The sequence below is a fragment of the Desulfocastanea catecholica genome, from assembly GCF_054657295.1.
In genome coordinates this window covers 13,714-35,833 of the sequence record NZ_BAAHYZ010000029.1, presented here as the reverse complement: position 1 = coordinate 35,833, position 22,120 = coordinate 13,714, and the positions used below count along the sequence as shown (strand labels likewise).

Annotated in this window: 19 protein-coding genes and 1 pseudogene; 12 read left to right on the top strand and 8 right to left on the bottom strand. The window is 52.2% G+C overall.

Annotated features, from left to right (window positions below):
* Nucleotides 1-242: 242 nt before the first annotated feature.
* The 5 genes and pseudogenes from ACYQ8U_RS19555 to ACYQ8U_RS19535 all read left to right on the top strand — a co-directional run bounded on the left by ACYQ8U_RS19555 (nt 243) and on the right by ACYQ8U_RS19535 (nt 2,726).
* The gene (locus ACYQ8U_RS19555; RefSeq protein ID WP_459947251.1) at nt 243-416 is read left to right on the top strand and encodes a hypothetical protein; all 174 of its coding nucleotides are present in this window, start codon (nt 243-245) and stop codon (nt 414-416) included.
* Between the two features lie 54 nt (nt 417-470).
* A complete protein-coding gene (locus tag ACYQ8U_RS19550) occupies nt 471-647 on the top strand; it encodes an ankyrin (RefSeq protein WP_459947250.1) in 177 nt (58 codons plus the stop codon).
* A 238-nt stretch (nt 648-885) separates the two neighbouring features.
* Nucleotides 886-1,593 (top strand): type 1 glutamine amidotransferase, encoded by a 708-nt coding sequence (locus ACYQ8U_RS19545; protein ID WP_459947249.1) that lies wholly within the window; start codon nt 886-888, stop codon nt 1,591-1,593.
* Between the two features lie 76 nt (nt 1,594-1,669).
* Nucleotides 1,670-2,245, top strand: a pseudogene (locus tag ACYQ8U_RS19540) (DsbA family oxidoreductase); the annotation flags it as partial.
* A gap of 25 nt (nt 2,246-2,270) precedes the next feature.
* The gene (locus ACYQ8U_RS19535; protein WP_459947248.1) at nt 2,271-2,726 is read left to right on the top strand and encodes a macro domain-containing protein; all 456 of its coding nucleotides are present in this window, start codon (nt 2,271-2,273) and stop codon (nt 2,724-2,726) included.
* Between the two features lie 15 nt (nt 2,727-2,741).
* Here ACYQ8U_RS19535 and ACYQ8U_RS19530 read toward each other — a convergent pair whose 3' ends face one another.
* Nucleotides 2,742-5,576 carry an FAD-binding and (Fe-S)-binding domain-containing protein gene (locus tag ACYQ8U_RS19530; RefSeq protein WP_459947247.1) on the bottom strand — a complete coding sequence of 945 codons (2,835 nt, stop codon included), beginning with the start codon at nt 5,574-5,576 and terminating at the stop codon, nt 2,742-2,744.
* 177 nt (nt 5,577-5,753) lie between these two features.
* Here ACYQ8U_RS19530 and ACYQ8U_RS19525 point away from each other — a divergent pair, with 177 nt between their 5' ends.
* On the top strand, nt 5,754-6,029 hold the full coding sequence (locus ACYQ8U_RS19525; protein WP_459947246.1) for an Lrp/AsnC family transcriptional regulator: 276 nt from the start codon (nt 5,754-5,756) through the stop codon (nt 6,027-6,029).
* Nucleotides 6,030-6,032: 3 nt separating this feature from the next.
* On the opposite strand, the gene ACYQ8U_RS19520 is transcribed toward ACYQ8U_RS19525, so the two are convergent.
* The gene (locus ACYQ8U_RS19520; RefSeq protein ID WP_459947245.1) at nt 6,033-6,611 is read right to left on the bottom strand and encodes a response regulator transcription factor; all 579 of its coding nucleotides are present in this window, start codon (nt 6,609-6,611) and stop codon (nt 6,033-6,035) included.
* Nucleotides 6,612-6,877: 266 nt separating this feature from the next.
* Between ACYQ8U_RS19520 and nudC the strand changes: the two genes are divergently transcribed.
* Both nudC and ACYQ8U_RS19510 read left to right on the top strand, forming a co-directional pair.
* Complete coding sequence (gene nudC, locus ACYQ8U_RS19515; RefSeq protein WP_459947244.1) at nt 6,878-7,720, top strand: NAD(+) diphosphatase; 843 nt, start codon at nt 6,878-6,880, stop codon at nt 7,718-7,720.
* 60 nt (nt 7,721-7,780) lie between these two features.
* Entirely contained in the window at nt 7,781-9,085 is a 1,305-nt protein-coding gene (locus ACYQ8U_RS19510; RefSeq protein WP_459947243.1) for an HD-GYP domain-containing protein, read from the top strand.
* Here ACYQ8U_RS19510 and ACYQ8U_RS19505 read toward each other — a convergent pair.
* From ACYQ8U_RS19505 to ACYQ8U_RS19490, 4 genes are read right to left on the bottom strand one after another with little or no spacing between them, the layout of a single operon-like run.
* Nucleotides 9,082-10,338, bottom strand: coding sequence for a TolC family protein (locus ACYQ8U_RS19505; protein WP_459947242.1), 1,257 nt, complete (start codon nt 10,336-10,338; stop codon nt 9,082-9,084). The two genes, ACYQ8U_RS19510 and ACYQ8U_RS19505, sit on opposite strands and share 4 nt — an antisense overlap.
* On the bottom strand, nt 10,325-13,438 hold the full coding sequence (locus ACYQ8U_RS19500) for an efflux RND transporter permease subunit (protein WP_459947241.1): 3,114 nt from the start codon (nt 13,436-13,438) through the stop codon (nt 10,325-10,327). Before ACYQ8U_RS19500 ends, ACYQ8U_RS19505 begins: the two co-directional genes overlap by 14 nt.
* A gap of 2 nt (nt 13,439-13,440) precedes the next feature.
* Nucleotides 13,441-14,487, bottom strand: coding sequence for an efflux RND transporter periplasmic adaptor subunit (locus ACYQ8U_RS19495; protein WP_459947240.1), 1,047 nt, complete (start codon nt 14,485-14,487; stop codon nt 13,441-13,443).
* A 17-nt stretch (nt 14,488-14,504) separates the two neighbouring features.
* Nucleotides 14,505-14,942, bottom strand: a complete 438-nt coding sequence (locus ACYQ8U_RS19490) for a MarR family winged helix-turn-helix transcriptional regulator (protein ID WP_459947239.1) — start codon at nt 14,940-14,942, stop codon at nt 14,505-14,507.
* Between the two features lie 334 nt (nt 14,943-15,276).
* Between ACYQ8U_RS19490 and ACYQ8U_RS19485 the strand changes: the two genes are divergently transcribed.
* Genes ACYQ8U_RS19485 through ACYQ8U_RS19475 form a run of 3 tightly spaced genes read left to right on the top strand, consistent with a single transcriptional unit; the run spans nt 15,277 to nt 17,437 of the window.
* Nucleotides 15,277-15,861 carry a LemA family protein gene (locus ACYQ8U_RS19485; protein ID WP_459947238.1) on the top strand — a complete coding sequence of 195 codons (585 nt, stop codon included), beginning with the start codon at nt 15,277-15,279 and terminating at the stop codon, nt 15,859-15,861.
* Between the two features lie 12 nt (nt 15,862-15,873).
* Entirely contained in the window at nt 15,874-16,776 is a 903-nt protein-coding gene (locus tag ACYQ8U_RS19480) for a TPM domain-containing protein (protein WP_459947237.1), read from the top strand.
* Entirely contained in the window at nt 16,694-17,437 is a 744-nt protein-coding gene (locus tag ACYQ8U_RS19475) for a TPM domain-containing protein (RefSeq protein WP_459947236.1), read from the top strand. Before ACYQ8U_RS19480 ends, ACYQ8U_RS19475 begins: the two co-directional genes overlap by 83 nt.
* Nucleotides 17,438-17,519: 82 nt before the next feature.
* Here ACYQ8U_RS19475 and ACYQ8U_RS19470 read toward each other — a convergent pair whose 3' ends face one another.
* Complete coding sequence (locus ACYQ8U_RS19470) at nt 17,520-17,852, bottom strand: carboxymuconolactone decarboxylase family protein (protein ID WP_459947235.1); 333 nt, start codon at nt 17,850-17,852, stop codon at nt 17,520-17,522.
* 161 nt (nt 17,853-18,013) lie between these two features.
* Entirely contained in the window at nt 18,014-20,422 is a 2,409-nt protein-coding gene (locus ACYQ8U_RS19465; RefSeq protein ID WP_459947234.1) for an ATP-binding protein, read from the bottom strand.
* Nucleotides 20,423-20,766: 344 nt separating this feature from the next.
* On the opposite strand from ACYQ8U_RS19465, the gene ACYQ8U_RS19460 reads away from it, so the two are divergent.
* On the top strand, nt 20,767-22,113 hold the full coding sequence (locus tag ACYQ8U_RS19460) for a Na(+)-translocating NADH-quinone reductase subunit A (RefSeq protein ID WP_459947233.1): 1,347 nt from the start codon (nt 20,767-20,769) through the stop codon (nt 22,111-22,113).
* The last annotated feature ends 7 nt before the right edge of the window (nt 22,114-22,120 follow it).

Sequence of the window (22,120 nt, the reverse complement as noted above, 5' to 3'; positions counted from 1 at the left end):
GGATAAAAACTCCGACTGGCCGGGAGCAATGAGGCAACCCGGTTCTGACGAAGAAAATAACCGCAGATGACCTATAGGTATTTTTCAATCTAAACTGCTGCTTTTATGATAGTTTTTCAAAATGTACGCCCTAATGCTTGACAGAAGTATTCATGACATCAAAATTATGCTAGTATTGCTCTGCTTTTACCCGGGAAATACGTATCGGGTCCGTCGGAAAAAATCAGCAAGGAGCTGTGTCAATGGCTGAATCACAAAAAGAAAAACCGGATGCACAACGTGTGGCAATATTACGTTCCCTGCCTCTCGAAGTGAAAAAACAGATTACCGGCGAGGAGGCGGAGGCATTCATGTACAAGCGTGAACTCCCTGAATCGCTTTTGGAAAAGCTCAAGGATTACCTCGTTGAGGAATAGCTTGAATATTTTTATGTGCAGTTCAAACCAGGAATCAAGCAAAAGGAGAAATACATGACCGAAGAAAAACGCACCCCATGCCCTACCTGTCAAGGCAAGAAAGTTATTGAAGGTGTCTGTGAGGTAGCCCAGGAATGGAGTGGCACGCAGGAAGATAACGATGATATGCAATGCACCCCCGATCAAACATGTCCTACCTGCAAAGGTAAGGGATACGAAGAGAAAAAATAAATCCTGAATATGCTTTCCGCCTATGCTGTCGCCAAAGACAGATGGGCGGAAAGACGGCATCCTCCCCTTCTCCTGTACCGTCGATACTCTTTGTTGCCTCTAAATTGTCTCCACACCGGCCTAGACAGCATTGCCCACTAGCCGGTAATGATTAATTTAACAATTGCGGATAATAATTGGTCTTATACGAACAATCCTAACGTAACAAAGGATACATTATAATTTACAGGAGAACAACATGCGTGCCCACTATCTGCAACATGTTCCCTTTGAAAGTTTAGGCAGTATTGGTCCCTGGCTCGAAGCTGCCGGCTACCGGGTAACCGTGACGAAGTTTTACGAATCGACATCCCTGCCACATCCCGACCAGATAGATCTGCTCATCGTCATGGGCGGGCCCATGAGCGTCAACGACGAAGAACGTTTTCCCTGGTTGAGATTGGAAAAACAGTACATCAAAAAGACCATTAAATCCGGCAAGGCAGTGCTCGGCATTTGCCTTGGCGCTCAACTCATAGCCAGTGCCCTGGGGGAATCGGTATACCCCAATCGCCGCAAGGAAATCGGCTGGTTCCCGGTCCAGGGTCTTCCTTCCGAAGATGATCAGATTTTTCGTTTTCCACCCTTAATCGAGGTTTTCCACTGGCATGGTGAGACCTTTGATCTGCCCGAAAGCGCAGTACTCCTTGCAAGAAGCGAAGGGTGCGAAAACCAGGCCTTTCAGGTCGGAAAGAAGGTGATTGGTCTGCAATTTCATCTGGAGACCACGCCCGAATCGGCCCAGGCGATAGTTAAAAACTGTCGGGCGGAGATTTTGCCGTCGAAATTCGTTCAGCCCGAAGCCGTGATTCTCGATCAGCCTCCTGATAAATACCGGCGAATCAACGACCTGATGGCGGAAATACTCCTTTTCCTGTCAAGAAAATCGGTCGACGCCCCATCATAATCAAATAAAAAAAAACAGGATACGACTGACGATGGAACTGGAAATTTTTTCTGACTATATCTGACCCTACTGCTACTTCATTACCGGGCGTATAGAGAAACTACAAAAAGAATATGACCTGACTGTCCGCTGGCGGGCCTTTCCCCTGCATCCGGAAACGCCGGAGGAGGGGCAGCTCCTTGAAGACCTTTTCCGCACAACCCCGGAAAAGATTGCCGGGATGATGGATAGTCTGCGCAGCACAGCCGAGGCACTTGGCTTGCCTTTCGGGGCAAGAAAAAAAACCTACAACAGCAGGCTTGCTCAAGAGCTGGGCCTCTGGGCGGAAGACCTCGGCAAAGGAGAACCGTTTCATTTAGCTGCCTTTCAAGCCTATTTTGCCGACGGCCTCAATCTAGCGAAGTGGCCCGTTCTACTTCAGCTCGCCCGTCAGGTCGGCCTTCCGGAGCAGGAAGCGGAAAAAATCATCGACAGTCGTGCCTATCAGCATCAGGTCGACAGAGACTGGGAGGATTCACGCCGCAAAGCAATCAATGCGGTACCGACCTTGGTTTTGGGACAACACAAGGTAGTCGGCGCGCAAAGTTATCAAGTCATGACCGAACTGGTTACCCATTATGGGGTAAGTAAAAGAGAACAACCGAAACAGTAACATAAACAACACGATAAGAGGCAAGATGAAGACCGTAGAAGGAGATTTAATCACCCTGGCCCTGCAGGGTCAATTTGATGTCATTGTCCATGGCTGCAACTGTTTCTGCACCATGGGCGCCGGGATAGCCCGAGCCATTCAGGAGGAATTTCCCGAGGCATATGCCGCGGATCTGGTCACCATCAAAGGCGACAGGAACAAGCTGGGGGATTTTAGTTTCGCCACGGTCAAACGCGACGAGCATGAAATTACCATCGTCAACGGGTACACCCAGTTCCATTTCCATGGCGATTCCGTTCTGGTCGATTACGATGCGGTGCAACGCCTTTTCAAAAAGGTTCGTGGCCAATTTGCCGGTAAACGCATCGGCTATCCGAAGATTGGCGCAGGTCTTGCCGGCGGAGACTGGCAAAGGATCGCCTCCATTATTGACCAGGAACTGGCTGGAGAAGACCACACCCTGGTCATTTATGTGCCATGACTCTTTTCTATGCGATTATTTCACCAGAGGTTCACTCGCCTCATCCACCAGATAGAGAATAGACCGGTAGGGAATGCCGCCATGCAGTGACAAGCCGATTTCGCAGGTCTTGCTGGTGGAATAGCCGGCTTCGCAGGTACAGACGTGGTCGCGGAGATCTTTCAAGGCCGCTTCATTCAGTTCCGGAAAATTAAATCCGCGATCGCCGGCAAAGCCGCAGCAGTAGACATCCGCAGGCATGACCACCTCCCTGGCGCAGGCCCTGGCCAGCTGTTCGAGCTTGTTTTCCAGGCCCAGCTTTCTGGTGGAACAGGTCGGGTGCACGGCCACCTTAACATCCATTTGGGTAAAACTGAGCCGGTCCATCAGGTAGGTGAGGACAAATTCGATCGGCTCAAATAGCTGCAACCGTTTATCAAGCGTCGCCTGCATCCGGTAAAAGCAGGGGCTGGTGTCGCAGAGGACCGGAATTGCCCCGTTGTTGGAGGCTGCCAGGAGCGCATCGGACAATTCGTCAGACTTTCGGTCGGCCTGTGCCATAAAGCCTTTACTTTCAAAGGCCTGGCCGCAGCACAGGCTGTCCAGCCTGTCGGGATAAATGATCGCATAGCCGGCCTTTTTCAACAGGGACTGGGTCTTCTGCGGCAGAGAATTGCGCTCCGTATCTTCTCTGGCCGGACCGCTCATTGCCCGGCTGGCGCAGCTCGGGAAATAGACCACCTGCAATCGACTGACCCCATTCGCCGTCTCCGGGTTAATTTTCGGCACACCGGACGGCATCTCTTTATTCCACTGGGGGAGTTGCCCCATGGTCGCTTTCCTCGCCAGGGAGGAGGCCGTCTCCATAAACGGTGTCCCGGTCTTTTTATGGATCGAATCGACGACATTCAAGGTAGAGCTGATGGTGCTGGCCACGCCACCGAAATTGTCCGCCACCCAGTCGGCGACACTATTGCCGAGCCTGCCGTTGGCTTCCTGCCGCAGGGCCTTGACCAGCTTGCCGGTGTCGATACCGACAGGACAGCGTGTGGCACAGAGGCTGTCGGCGGCACAGGTGTCTTTCCCCGGATAGCGATAGGCCTTGACCAGCTTCTTGACCTTTTTCACATCCCCGCCGGCGGCGGCCATCTGCCTGCTGATCTCGCGCCGCCCGACGATGCGCTGTCGCGGGGTAAAGGTCAGATCCTTGGAAGGACAAACCGGCTCACAGAAACCACATTCGATACACTTGTCAACGATTTCGTGGGTTGCCGGCAACGGCTTCAAATCCTTGATGTGCGCCTCGGCATCCTCGTTGAGGATGACGCCGGGATTCAAGAGGTTGAGCGGATCGAAGATTTTTTTAATCTCGCGCATCAGATTAAAGGCCGCCTCTCCCCATTCCTTTTGCACAAAAGGGGCCATATTTCGACCGGTGCCGTGCTCGGCTTTCAGGGAACCGTCATATTTTTCGACGACCAGCCTGACCACCTCGTCCATAAAATCGCGATACCGCACCACCTCCGACTCGATGGAAAAGTCCTGGGTAAAGACAAAATGCAGATTACCGTCAAGGGCATGACCGAAGATAATCGCTTCATCATAGGCATATTTTTTAAACAGCTCCTGCAGGTCGAGCGCGGCGTCGGCCAGGTGTTCCCCAGGAAAAGCGACATCCTCGATAATGACCGTGGTCCCGGTCTTACGGACCGCGCCAACTGCCGGGAACAAGCCTTTGCGGATTTTCCACAGGGCGGTGAACTCGGCCGGAATATCGGTAAAAAAGATGGGCCGCACCGTCGGCAACGGTTGCAAGGCCTCCTGTATTGCGGCGATCTGACTCTGGAGAATTTCCGCCGACTCGGCCCGGGTCTCGACGAGGAGGGCGGTCACGGTGCTCGACAACTCCTGCAGATAATCCGGCATGCCCTCTTTGTTTTCTACGGAATGTAGGCCGGCCCGATCGATCAGCTCGGCAGCGGCTACCGGCTGCTTCCTCAATATCGGAATGGCCTGACAGGCGGTCTTCACATCCGGATAGAAAATCAGGGCACTCGCCTTATGGCGATGCTCGACCACGGTGCGATAGACGACATCGGAAATAAAGCCCAGGGTGCCCTCGCTGCCGATCATCAGATGAATCATGATATCATAGGGATCGGCAAAATCAACCAGGGCGTTGAGACTATAACCGGTGGTGTTTTTGATCTTGAATTTATAGCGAATCCGCTCAGTGAGCTGCTCGTCGGCCAGCACCCGGGCCCGGAGCTGCCGCAGCTTTTCCAGAACAGATGCATGGCTCCGTTCGAACTCGGCCCGGCTTTTATCGTCGGCGGTATCGACCGCTGTCCCATCGGCCAGCACCAGGCGCATGCTGTCAAGGGTCTGGTAACTGTTCTGCTCAACGCCGCAGCACATGCCGCTGGCGTTGTTGGCCAGGATGCCGCCGATCTTGGCGCTGTCTATCGAGGCCGGATCAGGCCCTATTTTTTTATCAAATTCGGCAAGAATCGCATTGGCATGACTGCCGATAATCCCCGGTTCCAGTTGTATTTTGCCGGCATTGTCAAAAACTCTATATTTCCGCCACCCCTGGCCCAACCGCACGAGGATGGAATCAGTTACGGCCTGGCCGGATAGACTGGTGCCGGCCGCTCTGAAGGTCACTGGGAGCCGCAGCTTGTTTGCTTCCCGGAGGATCAACTGCACCTCTTTCTCGTTTTGCACATTGATGACAATTTTCGGTACCAGACGATAAAAACTGGCATCGGTACCAAAGGTGATGGTTCTGAGTGCGTCGGTAATGATATTTTTTTTCGGAATGATCCCGACAATCTTGCGGTAAAATTTCTCGTATTTTTCCGGCAGCATGGGTGACCTCGTGCAAAGAGTTATTCTTAGTTGAGAACTATACCCATTCCCGCAACTCTTTTCAGCGGAAAAGCATCGCTCATTTGTAATATTTGTCCAAAGGGGTTAGAATCAGGTCGGAATTATGCATGTTACGAGTTGTCATTGACAGAAAATTAATCTTCCCTGGAGAACGCCATGGTCACATCTTTTATTCTCATGAACGTCGAACGGTCAAAAATCAACGAGGTAGCGGAACAGCTGGAGGGCATCCCGGGGATATCCGAGGTCTATTCGGTGAGCGGCAATTATGACCTGGTCGCCATAGTTCGGGTTGCCACAAACGAAGAGCTGGCAAATCTGGTGACAAAAAAGATGCATGCAATAAAAGAAATCACCAAAACCGAAACGATGCTTGCTTTTAAGGCCTATTCCAAGCACGATTTGGAGGCTATGTTTGCCGTAGGAATGTAAATATCATCCCTGTGAACAGTGGGGGCAGGTATTGATGGCAAAGTAAGGGTTGTCGTTATGTTCCAGCAGCTCATCAAGGCTTTGCCATTGCCGGTTATACCTGTTCAATATTTTACGGCAGCTCGGACAGATCTCGACCCCGCTCTCGAGTATTTCCAACTGGTTTAACGCCTCGCGCAACTCAACCACCGACTCCGAAAGGGAGGATTGGGTGCGAACCAGCCTTTCAGCGACCCGTGTCCGTGCCCGAAGTTCATCGTCGTTAAAAGGCTTGGTCATATAATCGTCGGCCCCGGCGTCAAACCCCCGGACAATATCTGTTTTACTGTCACGACCGGTCAGCAGGATGATATAGGGCGGGTTCTCAACATCCATCTCTTTTACCCGCCGACACACTTCGACGCCATCGAGCAGGGGCATTTCCCAATCGAGAATGGCAATATGCGGTGCGTCCGGCTTCTGCAGCTGGGCCAGAGCCTCCGCACCATTGGTCACAGCCTCCACACGATATCCCCAGTTTTCCAGGCAGACCTGAACCATCATCCGGGTGGTAAATTCATCTTCAGCTATCAGTATTTTCACATTTTCCCCTTACCAGGTTCTTCCCAGCCGTTTCCCGCAGGGAGACGACTTTTTTGCGTTGTTACAGTAATTTTTTTTAATTCCTTCGCACCTTGACTTTTTGCTATGGCAATGTCAATACATCAACAGACAAAGATCATCTCTTCCAGTACTGCGGACAGGGTTATTATAGTATTCATATTCCAATATTTTCTCGTGCCATGTCAAGGAAGATCGACCTGGAGAATCAGGAGCCTGTCCGAGAACAGACATTTTGCCGAAACATCATGGATGAAACCTCATACTTTGCATTAAAAACCAGGTTTATTGCTGTGTTCCAGTCCGATGTATCACCATCGGACCCGACCATCTGGTTTATTTTTCAGGGTGAAAAATTGCTGGTGGACCTACAGGACAACAACAACATCATCTGCACGCGTTCTCCACAGCAACTGGGTCTGTTGCCGATTTTCACGCAATTTCTCGGCCGATACGGCGTGACAAACTGTTTTGTTGCCGAAATCGGGGAGAATATCTCCCCACCATTTTCAACGCAGTTCAAAGGTCTCAGAACTCTGTTTGGGGCGATAGAGTCCGATCTCTTTATTCTCGCGGGGCGGGCGGTGCAGATCCTGCACTGGCACAGAGAACACCGGTTCTGTGGAAAGTGCGGCACGGCTATGCAGAACCGTGAAACCGAACTGGCCAAGATCTGTCCGGCCTGCGGTTTCGTCAGCTTTCCCCGACTGTCACCGGCGGTGATCATGGCGATCACCAGGGGGGACCATATTCTTCTGGCCCGCTCGCCCCACTTTCCACCCCGGATGTTCAGCACCCTGGCCGGTTTTGTCGAACCGGGAGAAACCCTTGAGGAGGCGGTCAAGCGGGAGGTCCGGGAAGAGGTAAATATCCGCATCGGTAATATCCGTTACGTCGCCAGCCAGCCCTGGCCCTTCCCTCATTCGATTATGATCGGTTTTTCCGCGACGTATGTCGACGGAGAAATAGAAGTCGACAATGATGAGATTGAGGATGCCCGGTGGTTTTCCGTGCAGGATCTTCCACTTCTGCCGTCAAAAATCAGTATTGCCCGGCTGCTGATCGATAATTTTATTACCAGCTGCACGTAAATCAACGTCGCCCGTCAGTTTGACTGAGACTAAAATATGTAATGTGCTAAAGAAAAAACTATGGAAAGCTGTGCAATTACCGCTACGCATTTCGACGAGGTATACCCTGGGCGCATCCTCCTGTCCGACACATATTCCGACGCCTTGAGACAGCGCCTTGCCGAGTGCATCAAATGCTATCGGGCATTTGAGAATACCGGCAGCACAGCCATGCTGTACATCGCCGCCTGGAAAGGCAACGACAAAAGGATCTGGTATGAATATGCCGCGAGATATTTCATCAGTCTCTTTGGCTGCAGGCAGGATGAGATTGCCGACGTTTTCCGAAAAAGTGTTATTGATCGGCGTATATACCAGGATCTGAATGTAGCTGTCGGCCTGGAAAAACAGGTGAAGTCCCACGATGAGATCAGCAGCGCATGGGAAGAATTACGGCAAGAAGGGGTGAAGTCCGGAACAATTGAGGCTATATACAAAATCAGCCTTGGTCAGGGCAATAAGATCTGGCTCAAGGACCAGGCGACCATTGAGATATACCAGCAGGACAATATTTTCTTGTCGTTAGGCATATTAACCATCGTTTCTAAAGAATTAGCAGCGGAAGACAAGTTAAAAAAGAACCATGATCTGCTGGAAAATATTGTCGAGGAACGTACCGCTGAGTTGCGTATACTGAACAGAGAACTGCAGCAGGAAATAGAAGAACGTAAACGTACCCAGAGAAAACTCAGCCACAGTTACCTGCAATTACAGCAAAATCTCGACGAAACTGTCAAAGCGATGTCCCTCACCCTGGAAGAACGCGACCCTTATACCGCAGGGCATCAACGACGTACCACCGACCTTGCACTGGCAATTGCCAGAGAGATGGGGCTGCCTGAACATGAGACAAAGGGGCTGCAGATGGCCGGATTAATTCATGATATGGGGAAGATATCCGTCCCGGGTGAGATTTTAAGTAAACCAGGGCGTCTCAACGATGCAGAGCTGCAGCTGATCAGACGACATCCCCAGGTTGCCTATGATATCCTCCATCAGATAGATTTCCCCTGGCGTGTAGATCAAATTGTGCTGCAGCACCATGAAAAGATAGATGGTTCAGGTTATCCCCAGGGACTTTCCGGGACAGAGATTCTCTTGGAATCAAGGATCCTCTGTGTCGCCGATGTCGTCGAAACGATGGAAACCCATCGGCCCTACCGACCAAGCCTGGGCAGAGCCGCCGCCCTGGAGGAAATAACCAGAAACAGAGGTATTCTCTATGATCCCGAGGTCGTCGATGCCTGTCTTAAACTGTTTCAAAAAAAAGATTTTCAGTATTCAGCAGGCTCTACCGGCTCGACGATTGCGTACAGGCGGTACTAAAATCCGTCGATCATACGAGTCAATTGGAAATTATTCAAGAAAGCCGTTCGCCGCACCGCCACTAAATTATACTGCGCCCTGGACAGGCTGGTGATCGCATCGAGCAGATCCGATTCTCTCTCCAACCCTTCGCTGTACTTGAGCTGGGTAATGCGCAGGTTTTCTTCAGCCTGCTCAATGGAGCGCTTGGCAACCACGACGTTTTCAAGGCTGACAATGAAGTCGATATACAAATTTGCCACCTGATTAGTGAGTTCGTTCTTCAACTCGTCGAGTTCATACTGCACCGATCGGGTTTCGAGCTTGGCCCGGGCGACCGTCGCCTCGGTATAGAAGCCCTGGAAAAGATTCATTGACATGACCAGCTGGGCCCGCAGTTCATCGTCTTCCATCGAGCCGGCGCCACTGATATAATTGTCATCGTATTTGCGGTAACTGCCCACCACATCAACACGTGGATAATAATCACTCAACTCTGCCTTCGATCTGGCGGCACTCGCCTCAATAATTGCCTCCAAGGCCTTTATCTCACTCCTTTGGGCCAGCATTTTCCTGGTATGTTCCTCTTTGTCCACGAGCGGAGGCAGCTTGTTGAAATCGGCAAAATCCAGCTCCGCCAGGGTTATCTCGCTGCCTACCTGTCGAGAAAGGATATTGACACTCTTTTTCAAATCGGCATCGGCGGCCTTTAAGGTAATATCGGCGTTATCGTAATCGACACGAAACTTCAACAGCTCGTTCTTGCCGATAAGCCCGACCTGATACCTGCTTTCTCCGTCCTGATAGATCTTTTCCAGCGTCTGAAACGCCGATTCCGCCACTGTGCGATTAGCCTGCCGCTCGGTAACCCCCAGATAGGCGAGAGCGACATTGAGCTGAATATCCTGTTTGACGCTCTGCAGCCGATGCTGCTCATACTCTTGCTGCTTTTCAGCCGACAGCAAGGTGTATTTATCACGAAAGCCAGCGAAAAGATTATAGCTTACGCTGCCTACGGCTATGGAATTTTCCTTGTCTTCCATAAGACCTGCTTCATCAAGGGAATTAGCGGTGTAGGCGATATCCACTGAAGGATAATATCCGCTCCTGGCCCGGACGATATCCTGTTCACTCTGTTCGAGAATGGTCATGTACTGACGGATCACCTGCCGGTTATTCAAGGCCATGGCCTGCATCTCGGCAAGATCGATGGCATAAACGGCAGGCGCACCAAGCACCAGCAGGGTTGTGATAAATAGACTATACAGCTTCATTTGTTCGACTCCTTTCAAATCGTATGACAAAGGCCAATAGGGCGGGGATGACAAAGAGGGTAAACATGGTCGATACGGCCAGCCCACCCAATAAAATACTTCCGAGACCACGATATAATTCACTGCCCGATCCGGTCGCCAGCACCAGCGGGGTCATGGCCAGCACACTGGTGGTCGCGCTCATAAAGATCGGGCGAATCCTCGTCCGGACTGCTTCAGAAATCGCTTCCAGTCCAGCCAAGCCATTATACCGCACGTTATTGAGAGACTGGTGAACAATAAGTATAGCATTATTGACCACAGTACCAATAAGAATAATAAAGCCGAGCATGGCCAGCACATCAAAGCCCTGAAGGGTGACAAAGGTATTGACCAGCGCCAGGCCGACAAATCCGCCGGCAGCCGCCAGGGGTACGGTAAATAAGATGATCAACGGATAAAGAAAATTTTCAAACAGGGCGGCCAGAAGCAGATAGGTGATCAGCAGCGCCAGGAGCAAATTCCATTTGAGCGCCTCCCCGGTAGCAACAAGTTTATCGGCATTGCCGCCGATGGAAATCGTCACATCTTTCAGCTGCCCAGCGGCGGTGAGCGGCTGGACCAGATCGTTTTCGATAATTTCTATGGCCGTCTGCAACGGCAGGTCGGCCGGTGGCGTCACCTGCAGGGTAATCGTCCGTTTCCGTTCCAGGTGGTTTATCTGCGGCATGCTCTGACTGTATTTCAGATCAGCCACATCCCCTACCTTGATCAGGTCGCCGAAATTATTGACGATGGTCGCCTGCAGAATGTTTTCCGGGCTATCGAACTCCTTGTCACTGCCCTTCAACACCAGATCGATCTTTTTTATGCCTTCCGGACTATAGTCATCGATCCGGCGGCCATCCATGAGGATGTCCACATAGGAACCGAGATCCTGCTCGGAAAGACCGTTGGCGGCAAGTTTTTCTTTTTTGGGAATGACGAGAATTTCCGGGTAACTTGTCTCAAGTGACGGGATCGGCCGGATCTGCGCTCCCGGTATTTTCTGGTTCACTCCGCCGAAAAGGGTCATCGCCGACGCGGCGATAGCCTCGATCTGTTCGCCGGAGATATTCACTTCAACCGTCCGCCCCTGGCCGAGTCCCTGTTCGAAGATGCCCGCCTGAATACTGACGCCGAAGATACCCGGAATTCCATGCATAATCCTGGTAAAAAGCGGGATCAACTCACCGGCCCGGGTCTCATGGATGGACATGGCGCCAAAGAGAGTAAAGCGGTCGGCGCCGACGAAAAACATCTGTTTTATCTTCGGAAAGCCGTCTTTGCCGTCCTCGGCAAAGTAGGGTTTCGCCTCCTCATAAATCCCCGCCCCCATCTCTTTGAATTTATCGACGGAATAGCCGGGAGGAGGAATAAGAATATTGAGGATGAAATTCCTGTTGCCCTGGGGCAGGTATTCCGCCGGTGGTTTTAAAACATATATCAGAGAGACGGCCAGCGAGGTGAAGAGGGTCACCGTCAGCAGCCGGGTAAAGATATTTTTCAAACAGAAATTGGACAAGGTCATCAACCTCTGAGCCAGCCAGGGTCCGAGGTAGCTCCTCTGCAGTTTGTTCGGCGCCTTGACCTTGGTCTTTCTATAGAACAGATGTATCAGAGTTGGAATAACGGTGATCGAAACCAGCAGACTGATCAGGATGGAAAAGGTAATGGCAATAGCGATATCGCGAAAGAGCTGCCCCGCCTCCTCCTGCATAAAGATAACCGGCAGAAAAACGGCAACCGTTGTCGCGGTGGAGGCAAAAACTGCCCCCCACACCTCTTTGGCCCCGTCAAGAGCAGCGCTGTAGGCGGTTTTGCCCATTTGACGATGCCGATCGATGTTTTCCAGGACGACAATTGAGTTGTCCACCAGCATGCCCACCGCAAAAGAGATGCCGGCAAGACTGACCACATTGAGATTTCTCCCGGCCAGATAGAGAAAGATGAAGGTGCCGATGACCGAGATGGGGATGGCCACCGCCGTCGTCAGGGTGGTTCGCACACTGCGCAGAAAGGTGAGAAGGACGGCAACTGCCAGGAGAGCGCCGATCAATACATTCTTTTTTACCAGATCGATGGCCGCATTGATATAGGAACGCTGGTCGTACACCAGCTCGATATACAGTCCCTGGTCGGCGAGAATTTTCTCATTGAGGCGATTGATCTCTTCTTCAACCCGATCACTCATTTCCAGTACATTGGCCCCGGTCTCCTTGCGCAGACCGACCACCATGATCTGCTCGCCGTTATGTATTACAGCGGCGGACTCCTTTTTATAGTCCTTGTCGATGGTGGCGATATCACGTAAATAGACCCTTTTCAACCCATCGTCATAGACCACGACATCCAGAGCATCGGCCGGACTCTGAAACTGGCCGATGGTTCGAATCCGATAATTTTTCCGGCCTATCCCCAGCACCCCGGCCGAGGTAGTGGCATTGGCCTGCTGAATGACAGCCGATACCTGCTTGATGGTAATTTTGTTCTGCGCCATCTTTTCCATATCCAGGGTGACATGCAGCTCATCCTCGGTACCGCCGAAGACAAACATCGACCCGACCCCTTTTATCCTTTCGAAATGCTGCCGGATATTATCTTCGAAAAAGGTCATGTAATGGGTAATGTTTTCCGGGTTATCCTTTTTCGGCCTGACGACCATCCAGACAATAGGCGAATTGTTCGCCCCCGCCGCCTCGATCAGGGGTTCGTCGGCATTGTCCGGATAATTCGACACCTCGTTGAGCTTGTTGGAAACCCTGAGCAGGGCATCTTCCACCACCGTCTCCAGGGTAAACGACAAGGTGACCTCACCAAAACTGTTGTAGCTGGAACTTTCCATCTTGGTCAGTCCCTGCAGGCCTTTCAGGGTTTCTTCCTGCTTTTCGATGATCTCTTTTTCTATCTCGAAGGGAGTGGCGCCGTTCCAGGTGGTCTGCACGGTAATCTGCGGCGTTTCCACATCGGGAGTAAGCTGGACCGGGAGTTTATTCAGACCGATCAGCCCGAAGGTGACCACGAGAATTACCGCCACCGCCACCGACACCGGCTTTTTTAAGGCATATTCGACGATATCCATGGTTATTCTCCGGCAACAACAACCGGCTGATCCGGCCGCAGGCGTTCGTTACCTTCAATTATTACCGGCAGACCGGGAACAATATATGGATTGTCGACCGCAACCTTCCGGCCAAGATAGGCAACAATGTTGACCGGAAGAATAGAGGCCTTGCCCTCTTTGACCGTATAGACAAAATCCTTGCCCTGAGATTTGATCACCGCCGCCCTGCTGAAGACACTGAGCTGGCGCTTTTCACTGCTCGGCACAAAAACATTGGCGGACATATTCTGGGCGACGAAATCCATCGGCGGAATCTTGATTTTCAAAAAGACATTTTTGGTTTTCAGATCGGCAACCGGATCAATACCGATAACTGTTCCCGCCACCTCGCGGTTATAGGCGTTCAGGACCACCTCCAGCGGCTCGCCGAGTTGGATGAACTGCAGGAGATTTTCAGCAATAGGTGCGCGAACGAACAGATCACTGCTCGAACCGATACTCACCAGCAGCTTTCCCGGCTGCACCCAGGCCCCCGAGTCGACATTTTTATTCAAGACAATGCCGCTGAAAGGTGCTTTGATGACCGATCTTCGCTGCTGGATAAGCAGCTTGGCCAGGGTATCCTCGACCACCTGCTTTTCTTTGCCGGCATCCTGGTAGGCATAAAGGGCGTCGTCAAAATCCTTTTCGCTCACCCCGGAACTTTTATAGAGCCGGTCGAGTCTGTTAAAATTTTTCTCGGTCGTGTTGATGCGCAGTTCAATCTGGGCGATGCGGGTTCTGGTAAGGGCGATTTCCCGCTCGAGGATTTCGGTGTTCAGCTTCACCAGGGCATCACCTTTTTCAACATGGTCGCCCTGACTGACACTCACTTCTTCCACCAGTCCGACCACCTCGGTGGAAATCTCACTCACCCTTTCATAATAGAGAATGCCGGTGACCGACTGGGTCGTCGATACCTCTTCCCTCTGCACCTGGCCGATAACCACCTTGGCCGGCGGCGGACCCTCTGCATAGACCAAAGAGCAACATGCCAGCATGCCTAAAATCAATAAAATGGTTCGCACAGTTTTCCCCTTTTGCATTATTTCTCAGACATCTTTTCTATATTTTCTCTTATTCGCTCAAGCACTTCGACCGCAACCTGCTGCTTTTCAACCTCAATGCCGTTGACCAGTTCAGAACGTAACCCGTCAAACAGATGCATCACCTCATCGTGCAGCGCTTTGCCTTCTCTGGTCAGGAAAACGAGACTGGATCGTCTGTCATCCGGATTGCGCTGGCGAACAATTCTGTTTTTTTTCTCCAGACGGTCGAGGATCCTGGTTATATTGGCCGGGCTCTTGCCGGTTAACAGGCTCAGTCTGTTTTGGGGTTGCCCGCCATCTCCATCGATTTGTTTCAACACCAGCAGCTGTTCAACGGTAAGATCGTAACTTTTTAGCCGCTGATCGGCATAACAGCGCATGGCCTGACCAGTGAGGGCGATCAACCGCAAAAAAGATTCATCTCCTGACTTCATTCCTTATCTCCCTGACCCCGGTAAACGGATAATAAGCCGGGACTCGTTTCAGTACCCCCTTGAGGGGTGTAAGTGCCTTGGTGGTTCATTTAAGTTCATAATTTCAACATCGTCTCCAGGTTTATTGTATGTATTAAAGGCTTTCTGGAGTAAGGCACTAATAGTTAACGAGGCAACAATTTACGCGGTATCAATTATACTGTCAAGCAGTGGAAAAAAAGCGGCACATTTTTAAGCGGAGATGGACAGTGAGCCGAAGAAGTACTATCCTAAGCCACGAGAATAAAAACAATTCACCTAAACACCCGTACCATCTCACCTTGCAGGAGGAATCATGCAACGTCTTCAACGCTTCACCCTACTGTTCTGCACCCTTTTTTTCCTTGGCGGCTGTGGCTATAACTCTCTGCAGGTCCAGGAAGAAGCGGTCTTCAAGGCCTGGGCCGATGTTGAATCGACCCTCCAGCGCCGAGGCGATCTCGTGCCTAACCTGGTGGAAACGGTCAAGGGCTATGCCAAACATGAAGCCGAAACCCTGGAAGCAGTTATCAACGCCAGATCAAAGGCTACATCCGTACAGCTGAGCCCGGACGACCTGAGCAACCCGGCGGCCATGGCCCAATTCCAGCAGGCCCAGGGCGGTCTCAGTTCGGCTCTTGGCCGACTTATGGTGGTGGTCGAGCGGTATCCCGATCTGAAAGCCAACCAGAATTTTCTTGATCTGCAGACCCAGCTGGAAGGAACGGAAAACCGGATAAATGTCGCCCGCCAACGCTACAACCAGGCGGTCGAAACTTTTAACGGCGCAATACGCAAGTTCCCCGCCAGTCTCACCAACAGCATCCTCCTCCATCTGGAGAGAAAAGAATATTTTAAAGCCGATGAAGAGGCAAAGGCCGTCCCCAAGGTCAAATTTTAAAGCAGACTGGCCATGATAAATACCAGAGGGATATCGGCGCACCGTCTCTTGCTGATGGTTTTCTTGATGCTGATGCTGCAGGTCGCACCGGCAACCGCCAGGGACATACCGTCTCTGACCGCCCGGGTCAATGATTATGCCGCCATGCTCGCTCCCGCCACCAGGCAGCAACTTGAAAGCGTCCTGGCCGCGTTGGAAAAGGAGGAATCAACACAACTGGCGGTACTGACCATTGATTCCCTGCAGGGTGAAAATCTTGAGGAATTCTCTCTGAAAGTCGTGGAGAAGTGGCGGCTTGGACAAAAGGGGCTGGATAACGGTGCCCTGCTGCTCATCGCCAAAAATGATCGCAAGCTGCGCATTGAGGTCGGCTACGGCCTTGAAGGCGTGCTTACCGATCTGACCAGCGGGCGTATTATCCGTGACATCATTACGCCGCAATTTAAAAACGGTAACTTCGATCAGGGCGTCATCGACGGCGTGTCGGCAATGATCGCCGCCGTGCGTGGAGAATTCAACGCACAAACGGATGTCTCCTCCGGCAAACAGTCGGCAGATGATATCAGCGGCTTCGTCGTGTTTCTTTTGTTTATCCTGTTTAATATCGGCAGAATACTTAGACGCAATAAAATGGCCGCCGCATCGCTCAGTGCGGTAATCGCGCCGGTTATCGGCAGCTTATTTTTTGGTTTCCAATGGCTGCTCTTTCTGGCACTCATTCCAGCGGGATTTTTTGCAGGCTTTCTGGCCAGTTTGTTTTTGGCGCATATCGGCTCATCCGGCAGACGCTCCGGCGGCTTTCGCGGCTACTCATCCGGCGGTTTTAGTCGCGGTGGCGGAGGTTTCAGCGGGGGCGGCGGCTTTGGTGGGGGAGGCGGTGGCTTTGGCGGCGGTGGCTCTTCAGGAGGATGGTAAGGTGCGGAAGAAAAAAACACTGGCGGAAAAATTTCTGACCACAGCCGAACGACAACAGGTAACCGAAGTTGTCCAGGAAGTCGAACGCACCACCTCCGGCGAGATTGTGCCGATGATTGTTTCCCGCAGCCATGACTATCCGACGGCGGCGGTTACCTGTTCCGTCTCCATGGTGCTGCCGCTGGCCCTGCTGCTGACCAATCTCATCGGCGAACGTATCTGGATCGGCGCACAGAATATGTGGCTTTTTCTCGCCCTCTTCGCAGGAGGTTATGCCTTGCTGTATCCGCTGGTAAAGCGATCGGATCGGTTGAAATCTTTTTTTCTCAATCGCCGGCAGGTCGAGCAGGAGGTGGAGAAAGGCGCGCTCTCGGCTTTTTACACGGAACAGCTGCATAAAACCCGAGATGCCAACGGCATCCTGCTGTACATCTCCGTCATGGAACAGAAGGTGTGGATACTTGGCGATGCCGGCATAAATGCCCGAATAGACCAGGAGGAATGGGATTCAGTGGTTGATGCGCTGACTGCCGGGATTAAAGGCGGCACCGCGGCCGATGCACTTTGTGTGGCGGTGCGTCGGGTTGGCCACATCCTGCAGACCCATTTTCCTTATGAAAAAGACGATACGGACGAATTACACAACCTTATCGTGCGCTGAAGTGCTTGCCAGGATGGCGGTTCTGGACTGCAGACGCAAACAGCACAACGCCCGCAGCCCGGCAGGACATCCTTTGTTGGAGCTATTCGCCCCCCTCCCCCTCGAGAATATCCCGGCACCAGGAGATAGCGGCCATGGCCTGGGGAAAGCCGACGGTTGAAATGAGCAGGAGCAGAGTGTGATAAATCTCTTCCCGGGTCGCGCCGGCCTTGAGAGCCCGACGGGTATGGGAATGGACGGATCCTTCCGATTTTGAGGCCGCCGCTGCCGCAAGCTGGACAAGCTGGCTGGTTTTTTCATCGAGAGGCCCAAGCCCCCTGACGGTTGTCCCCAAATTTTCCAACGCTGCAATAACTTCAGGATAACGCTTTGAAATATCATGATAGGCTCTGCTTGGGATATGATCTTTTGCCATAATGTATCCTCTCGTATTCAATTGGTAATTTTCGGGACCTTGAATGAAACAGAAGGTACCGAGCTGCAATCCCTTCTCCACTACAGCATATTGTGCGGAAAAAGAAAACCCATTTATACCTTTTTCATGCGCTTTATTCGAGACAGCAGGCACTTCTCCTTCTATACGACCATCTCCCAGAGCAGCACCATCCTGACGTCAAAGATATCGGACCGCCTCGGCTTAACAGCAAAAGTCTCGATCTCGTAGTTCTCGATAGAAAAAGAGTCGGACAATGCACGCACCTTATCCTCGATCTGCCTGGCAAGCTCCTGCAGGGCGCTTTGTATTTCTGCAACATCCTGGGCAACACGCTGGACATCACTTTTTTCCTTGGCCACTCGACCGATACTGCGCATTCCGGTAGCTGCTCTGCCGATATTGGTGGCAGAAAAAGACTTTCGACCGAAAAAAGCCCCGACTACCGCAACGCCAAAGGAAATAAGCGAATCTGTCTTTTTCATCTGCACATCTCCTTGTTCTTTTTCCAACCGGGCGAGGGCGTTGTTCAGTTTCTGCTCCAGACGTTCCTGCTGCACATGATATTTTTGCCGCAATTGTTCTATGCCCGCCTCTTTTTGCCGGCGCAGGGAGTCATTAAAACGAACCTTGAAATCACGCAGATTTTCATCAGGGTACGACTCAAAATCGGTGCCCTTCACCCGCAGGAGCGGCAATTGTCTGTTCTGGTACAGATAATCAGTGAACGTCTTGCTCAGTGCCCGAAAATCCTTCAATTGGGCAAAAGAGGCCGGCAAGGGATAATAGTAACTGCCTGCCGGGGCATGCAGCGTACATTCTGACAGATTATAGGATCCGGTTTCCGCACTTTGCCAATCCGGCCGAGCAAACGACTCGTCCAGATACAGGCGGAGACTGATCTTCTGGACCACATCAATATTACGTCTGGCGTTAAAAAACCGTACCGACGCCTCCGCGGCGAGCCAGGGCGCAAAACGGACCTCCTCCCTGACGACATTCTGCAGATGATACAGCTGCTCGATCCCCTGGGGCAGAAGGGGCGGAAGACCTGCAGCCATCTTTTCCGCCGACATTTGCGCTGAAGCAGGTCTCTGCTTCTCGGCCGAAGGTGCCGTCAATATCTGCCCTGGTTCAATTTTCCTGCCGGCCATAAGTCTTTTAATATCATTATTTGACATCGGGCCTTTCAGATACGACATGACCCAGCGGGTCTCAAAAAGCAGCGGTTCCTCAAGATGGACCGAATTCAGCACGAACTGCCGTCCTTTCATGTCGGATAACAGCCTTTTCACCTGCCCCGCCTGCAGTTTTGCGTCACTTGCGCCGACGATGCCCTCGACAACCCGGTTCTGATCCTGTGGCGTCTGCAGCCGCCCAACAAACCAGCTGCCGATATTCGACAACCCTTTATAATCAAGGTCAACCGGATTCTGGGTGGCGAGAACCACCCCTACCCCATAGGCACGGGCCTGTTTCAGCAGCAGAATCATCGGTTTCTTCGATGGCGGGTTGGCGATCGGCGGAAAATAACCAAAAATCTCATCCATATAAAGCAGTGCCTTTAACGACGAAGCGCCCTGTTGTCGCCGCATCCAGCCGATAAACTGGTTGAGCAGCATGGTGACAAAGAACATCCGCTCGGCCTCACTCAGGTGGGCGATGGAAAAAATCGCCGTCCGCGGCGTCCCCTGCTCGGTATAGAGCATCCGTTGAATATCGAGAGGCTCGCCCATCGTCCAGGCGCTGAAGGTTGGACCGGCAAGAATATTGTTCAGGCGCATGGCCAGGGCCATACGTTGCGACTGTGGATAGAAGGTATCGAGGGAAAAAACACCGACCCTGTCAAAGGGTGGATTGACGACAGCACCGATAAGTGCTTCCATGGTCAGATCCTGCCCCATGCGCCAGAAGTGCAGGAGCAGCGAACTGAGCAGGATATGCTCCTGGCTCTGCAGCGGATCGCCTTTAATATCAACCAGGGTAAGCAGACTGGTTGTCGTCGAGTTGATCAGGCTGTTCAGGGTATCGGTGTCATTGACTATTTCTTCGGCAGGAGCCAGAAAACTGCTCAACACCGAAACCGGCACGCCGGCACTGCTTCCCGGCGTATAGATGGTCATATCGGTTTTACCGCGCAGCGCGGCGATACGCTCCGGACCCTGGTCCCAGGAGTGAAGACCGTTCCTCCAGGTCTCGGCGGTCTTTGCCGCGTACTGCGCTACCGTCAGTTCCTTTTTCGCTGCCTCGGCAGGATCGATCCAGGGGATAAAATCCTCGGCTGTGCACTGGGGAAAGGTGAGCAGCAGATTGCCCATATCCCCTTTCGGATCGATGATGATCGAAGGAATATTATCCATGATCGCCTCTTCGATAAGGGCGATTCCCAGCCCGGTCTTGCCGCTCCCGGTCATACCGATGATGACGCCATGAGTCGTCATATTCTTGTTTTTATACAAGAGCGGCTGCGACGAAGGAAGTCTACCGGCAATATCCAGTTCGCGGCCAAGATACAACAGGCCTAATTTTTCATACAGAGAGGTGCCATTCATACGGTCTCATCTCCTTTATAACGGTCAAATTACCAAAAAGACGGGCTTTGTTGTACAAGTAACACGAATATTCAATATTTCAACTGTTTGTTAGCCCCTTCTGTTCCCCGGAGTCCCTTGAAAAATGGTTTTGAGTATTTACATTTGCCTGGAAAGATGGTTCTCTCTGTAATAATTATTAACCTGTTATTCAGGGTACTTTCCCTGGTCAAACATTTCGCCGCGCCAAGGTTGAGGAAGACGATGGCTCCAATGCCCTTAATTTCAGCACGGATTTGATTGAGACAACGGACAAGACGGATAAGAACTCCCAAACTATACTATCTGATGGTTTTTTAGCTGACATGCAGACAATTTCTCTACAAAAGGGGCTTGATATCCCCATTTCCGGCAGTCCCGAGCAAAAAATTCGCCAGGGCAATCCTGTTGGCCAGGTGGCACTTATCGGTGATGATTACATCGGTATGAAGCCTACCATGCTGGTCAACCCTGGAGACCGGGTCACCCTGGGCCAGAAGCTGTTTACCGATAAAAAAAACGCCGGCGTGATCTTTACATCACCGGGATGCGGCACGGTGAACTCGATCAACAGGGGGGACAGGCGTAAATTCGAGTCGATCATTATTGACCTGGACGGTGACGAGGCGGTCACCTTCTGCGACCCCGCCGAACAGCCGGAGCAGCTCGAACCGCAGACCATCCACCAGCTGCTGATCAATTCCGGACTGTGGGCCGCTTTTCGCACCCGTCCCTACGGCAAGACTCCGGCCATCGACTCCGAGCCGGTCTCTTTATTTATTACCGCCATGGACTCTTCGCCGCTGGCGGCCGACCCGGGCGTCATTATCGATGCGTATCAGGCGGAGCTGCAACTCGGCCTGAAGATTCTTCGCCGTCTGGTCACCGGCCCCGTCCACTACTGCACCGGCGCCAAAAAACTGCAGCCATATGAAGAAGTCGACGGACTGACATACTGGTCCTTTCAGGGCCCTCATCCGGCCGGGCTTCCTTCGACACATATCCATTTCATCGATCCGGTGCACGAGAACAAGACGGTCTGGCATCTGGGCTATCAGGATGTCATCGCTATCGGCCACCTGTTTCTCACCGGTCAGCTGCTCACCGAGCGGGTCGTCGCCCTGGCCGGAGCCGGAGTCATTCAGCCGTCACTGATAAAAACCAGGGCAGGTGCCTCCCTGATCGAGCTGTGCCGCAGGGAACTGTCTCTTGACGAATTGCGGATGATCTCCGGCTCGGTCCTCAGCGGCCGGGAGGCACGAGGCAATTTCACCTTTCTCGGTCGCTTTCACGATCAGGTCTCGGTCATCCCGGACTCCAGCGGTCGCTCTTTCTTCAACTGGCTGCTGCCGGGCAAGGACCGTTTTTCCATCAGACCGGTTTTTGCCTCGGCGTACATGAAAAATCTGACCTTCCCCATGAATACCGCGCTCTGGGGGGGGAAAAGGGCTATTTATCCCCTTGGCACCTACGACGAGGTTATGCCTCTGGACATTATTGCCACCTCGCTGCTCAAGTCCCTCTCGGTCGGCGACACGGAAAAATCCAAGGCCCTCGGCGCCCTGGAACTCATTGAGGATGACCTCGGCCTCTGCGGCTTTGTCTGTCCCGGGAAAAACGAATTCGGCCCGGTGCTGCGCGAGGTACTCAGCGCCATCGAACTCGGGGGATAAGACATCT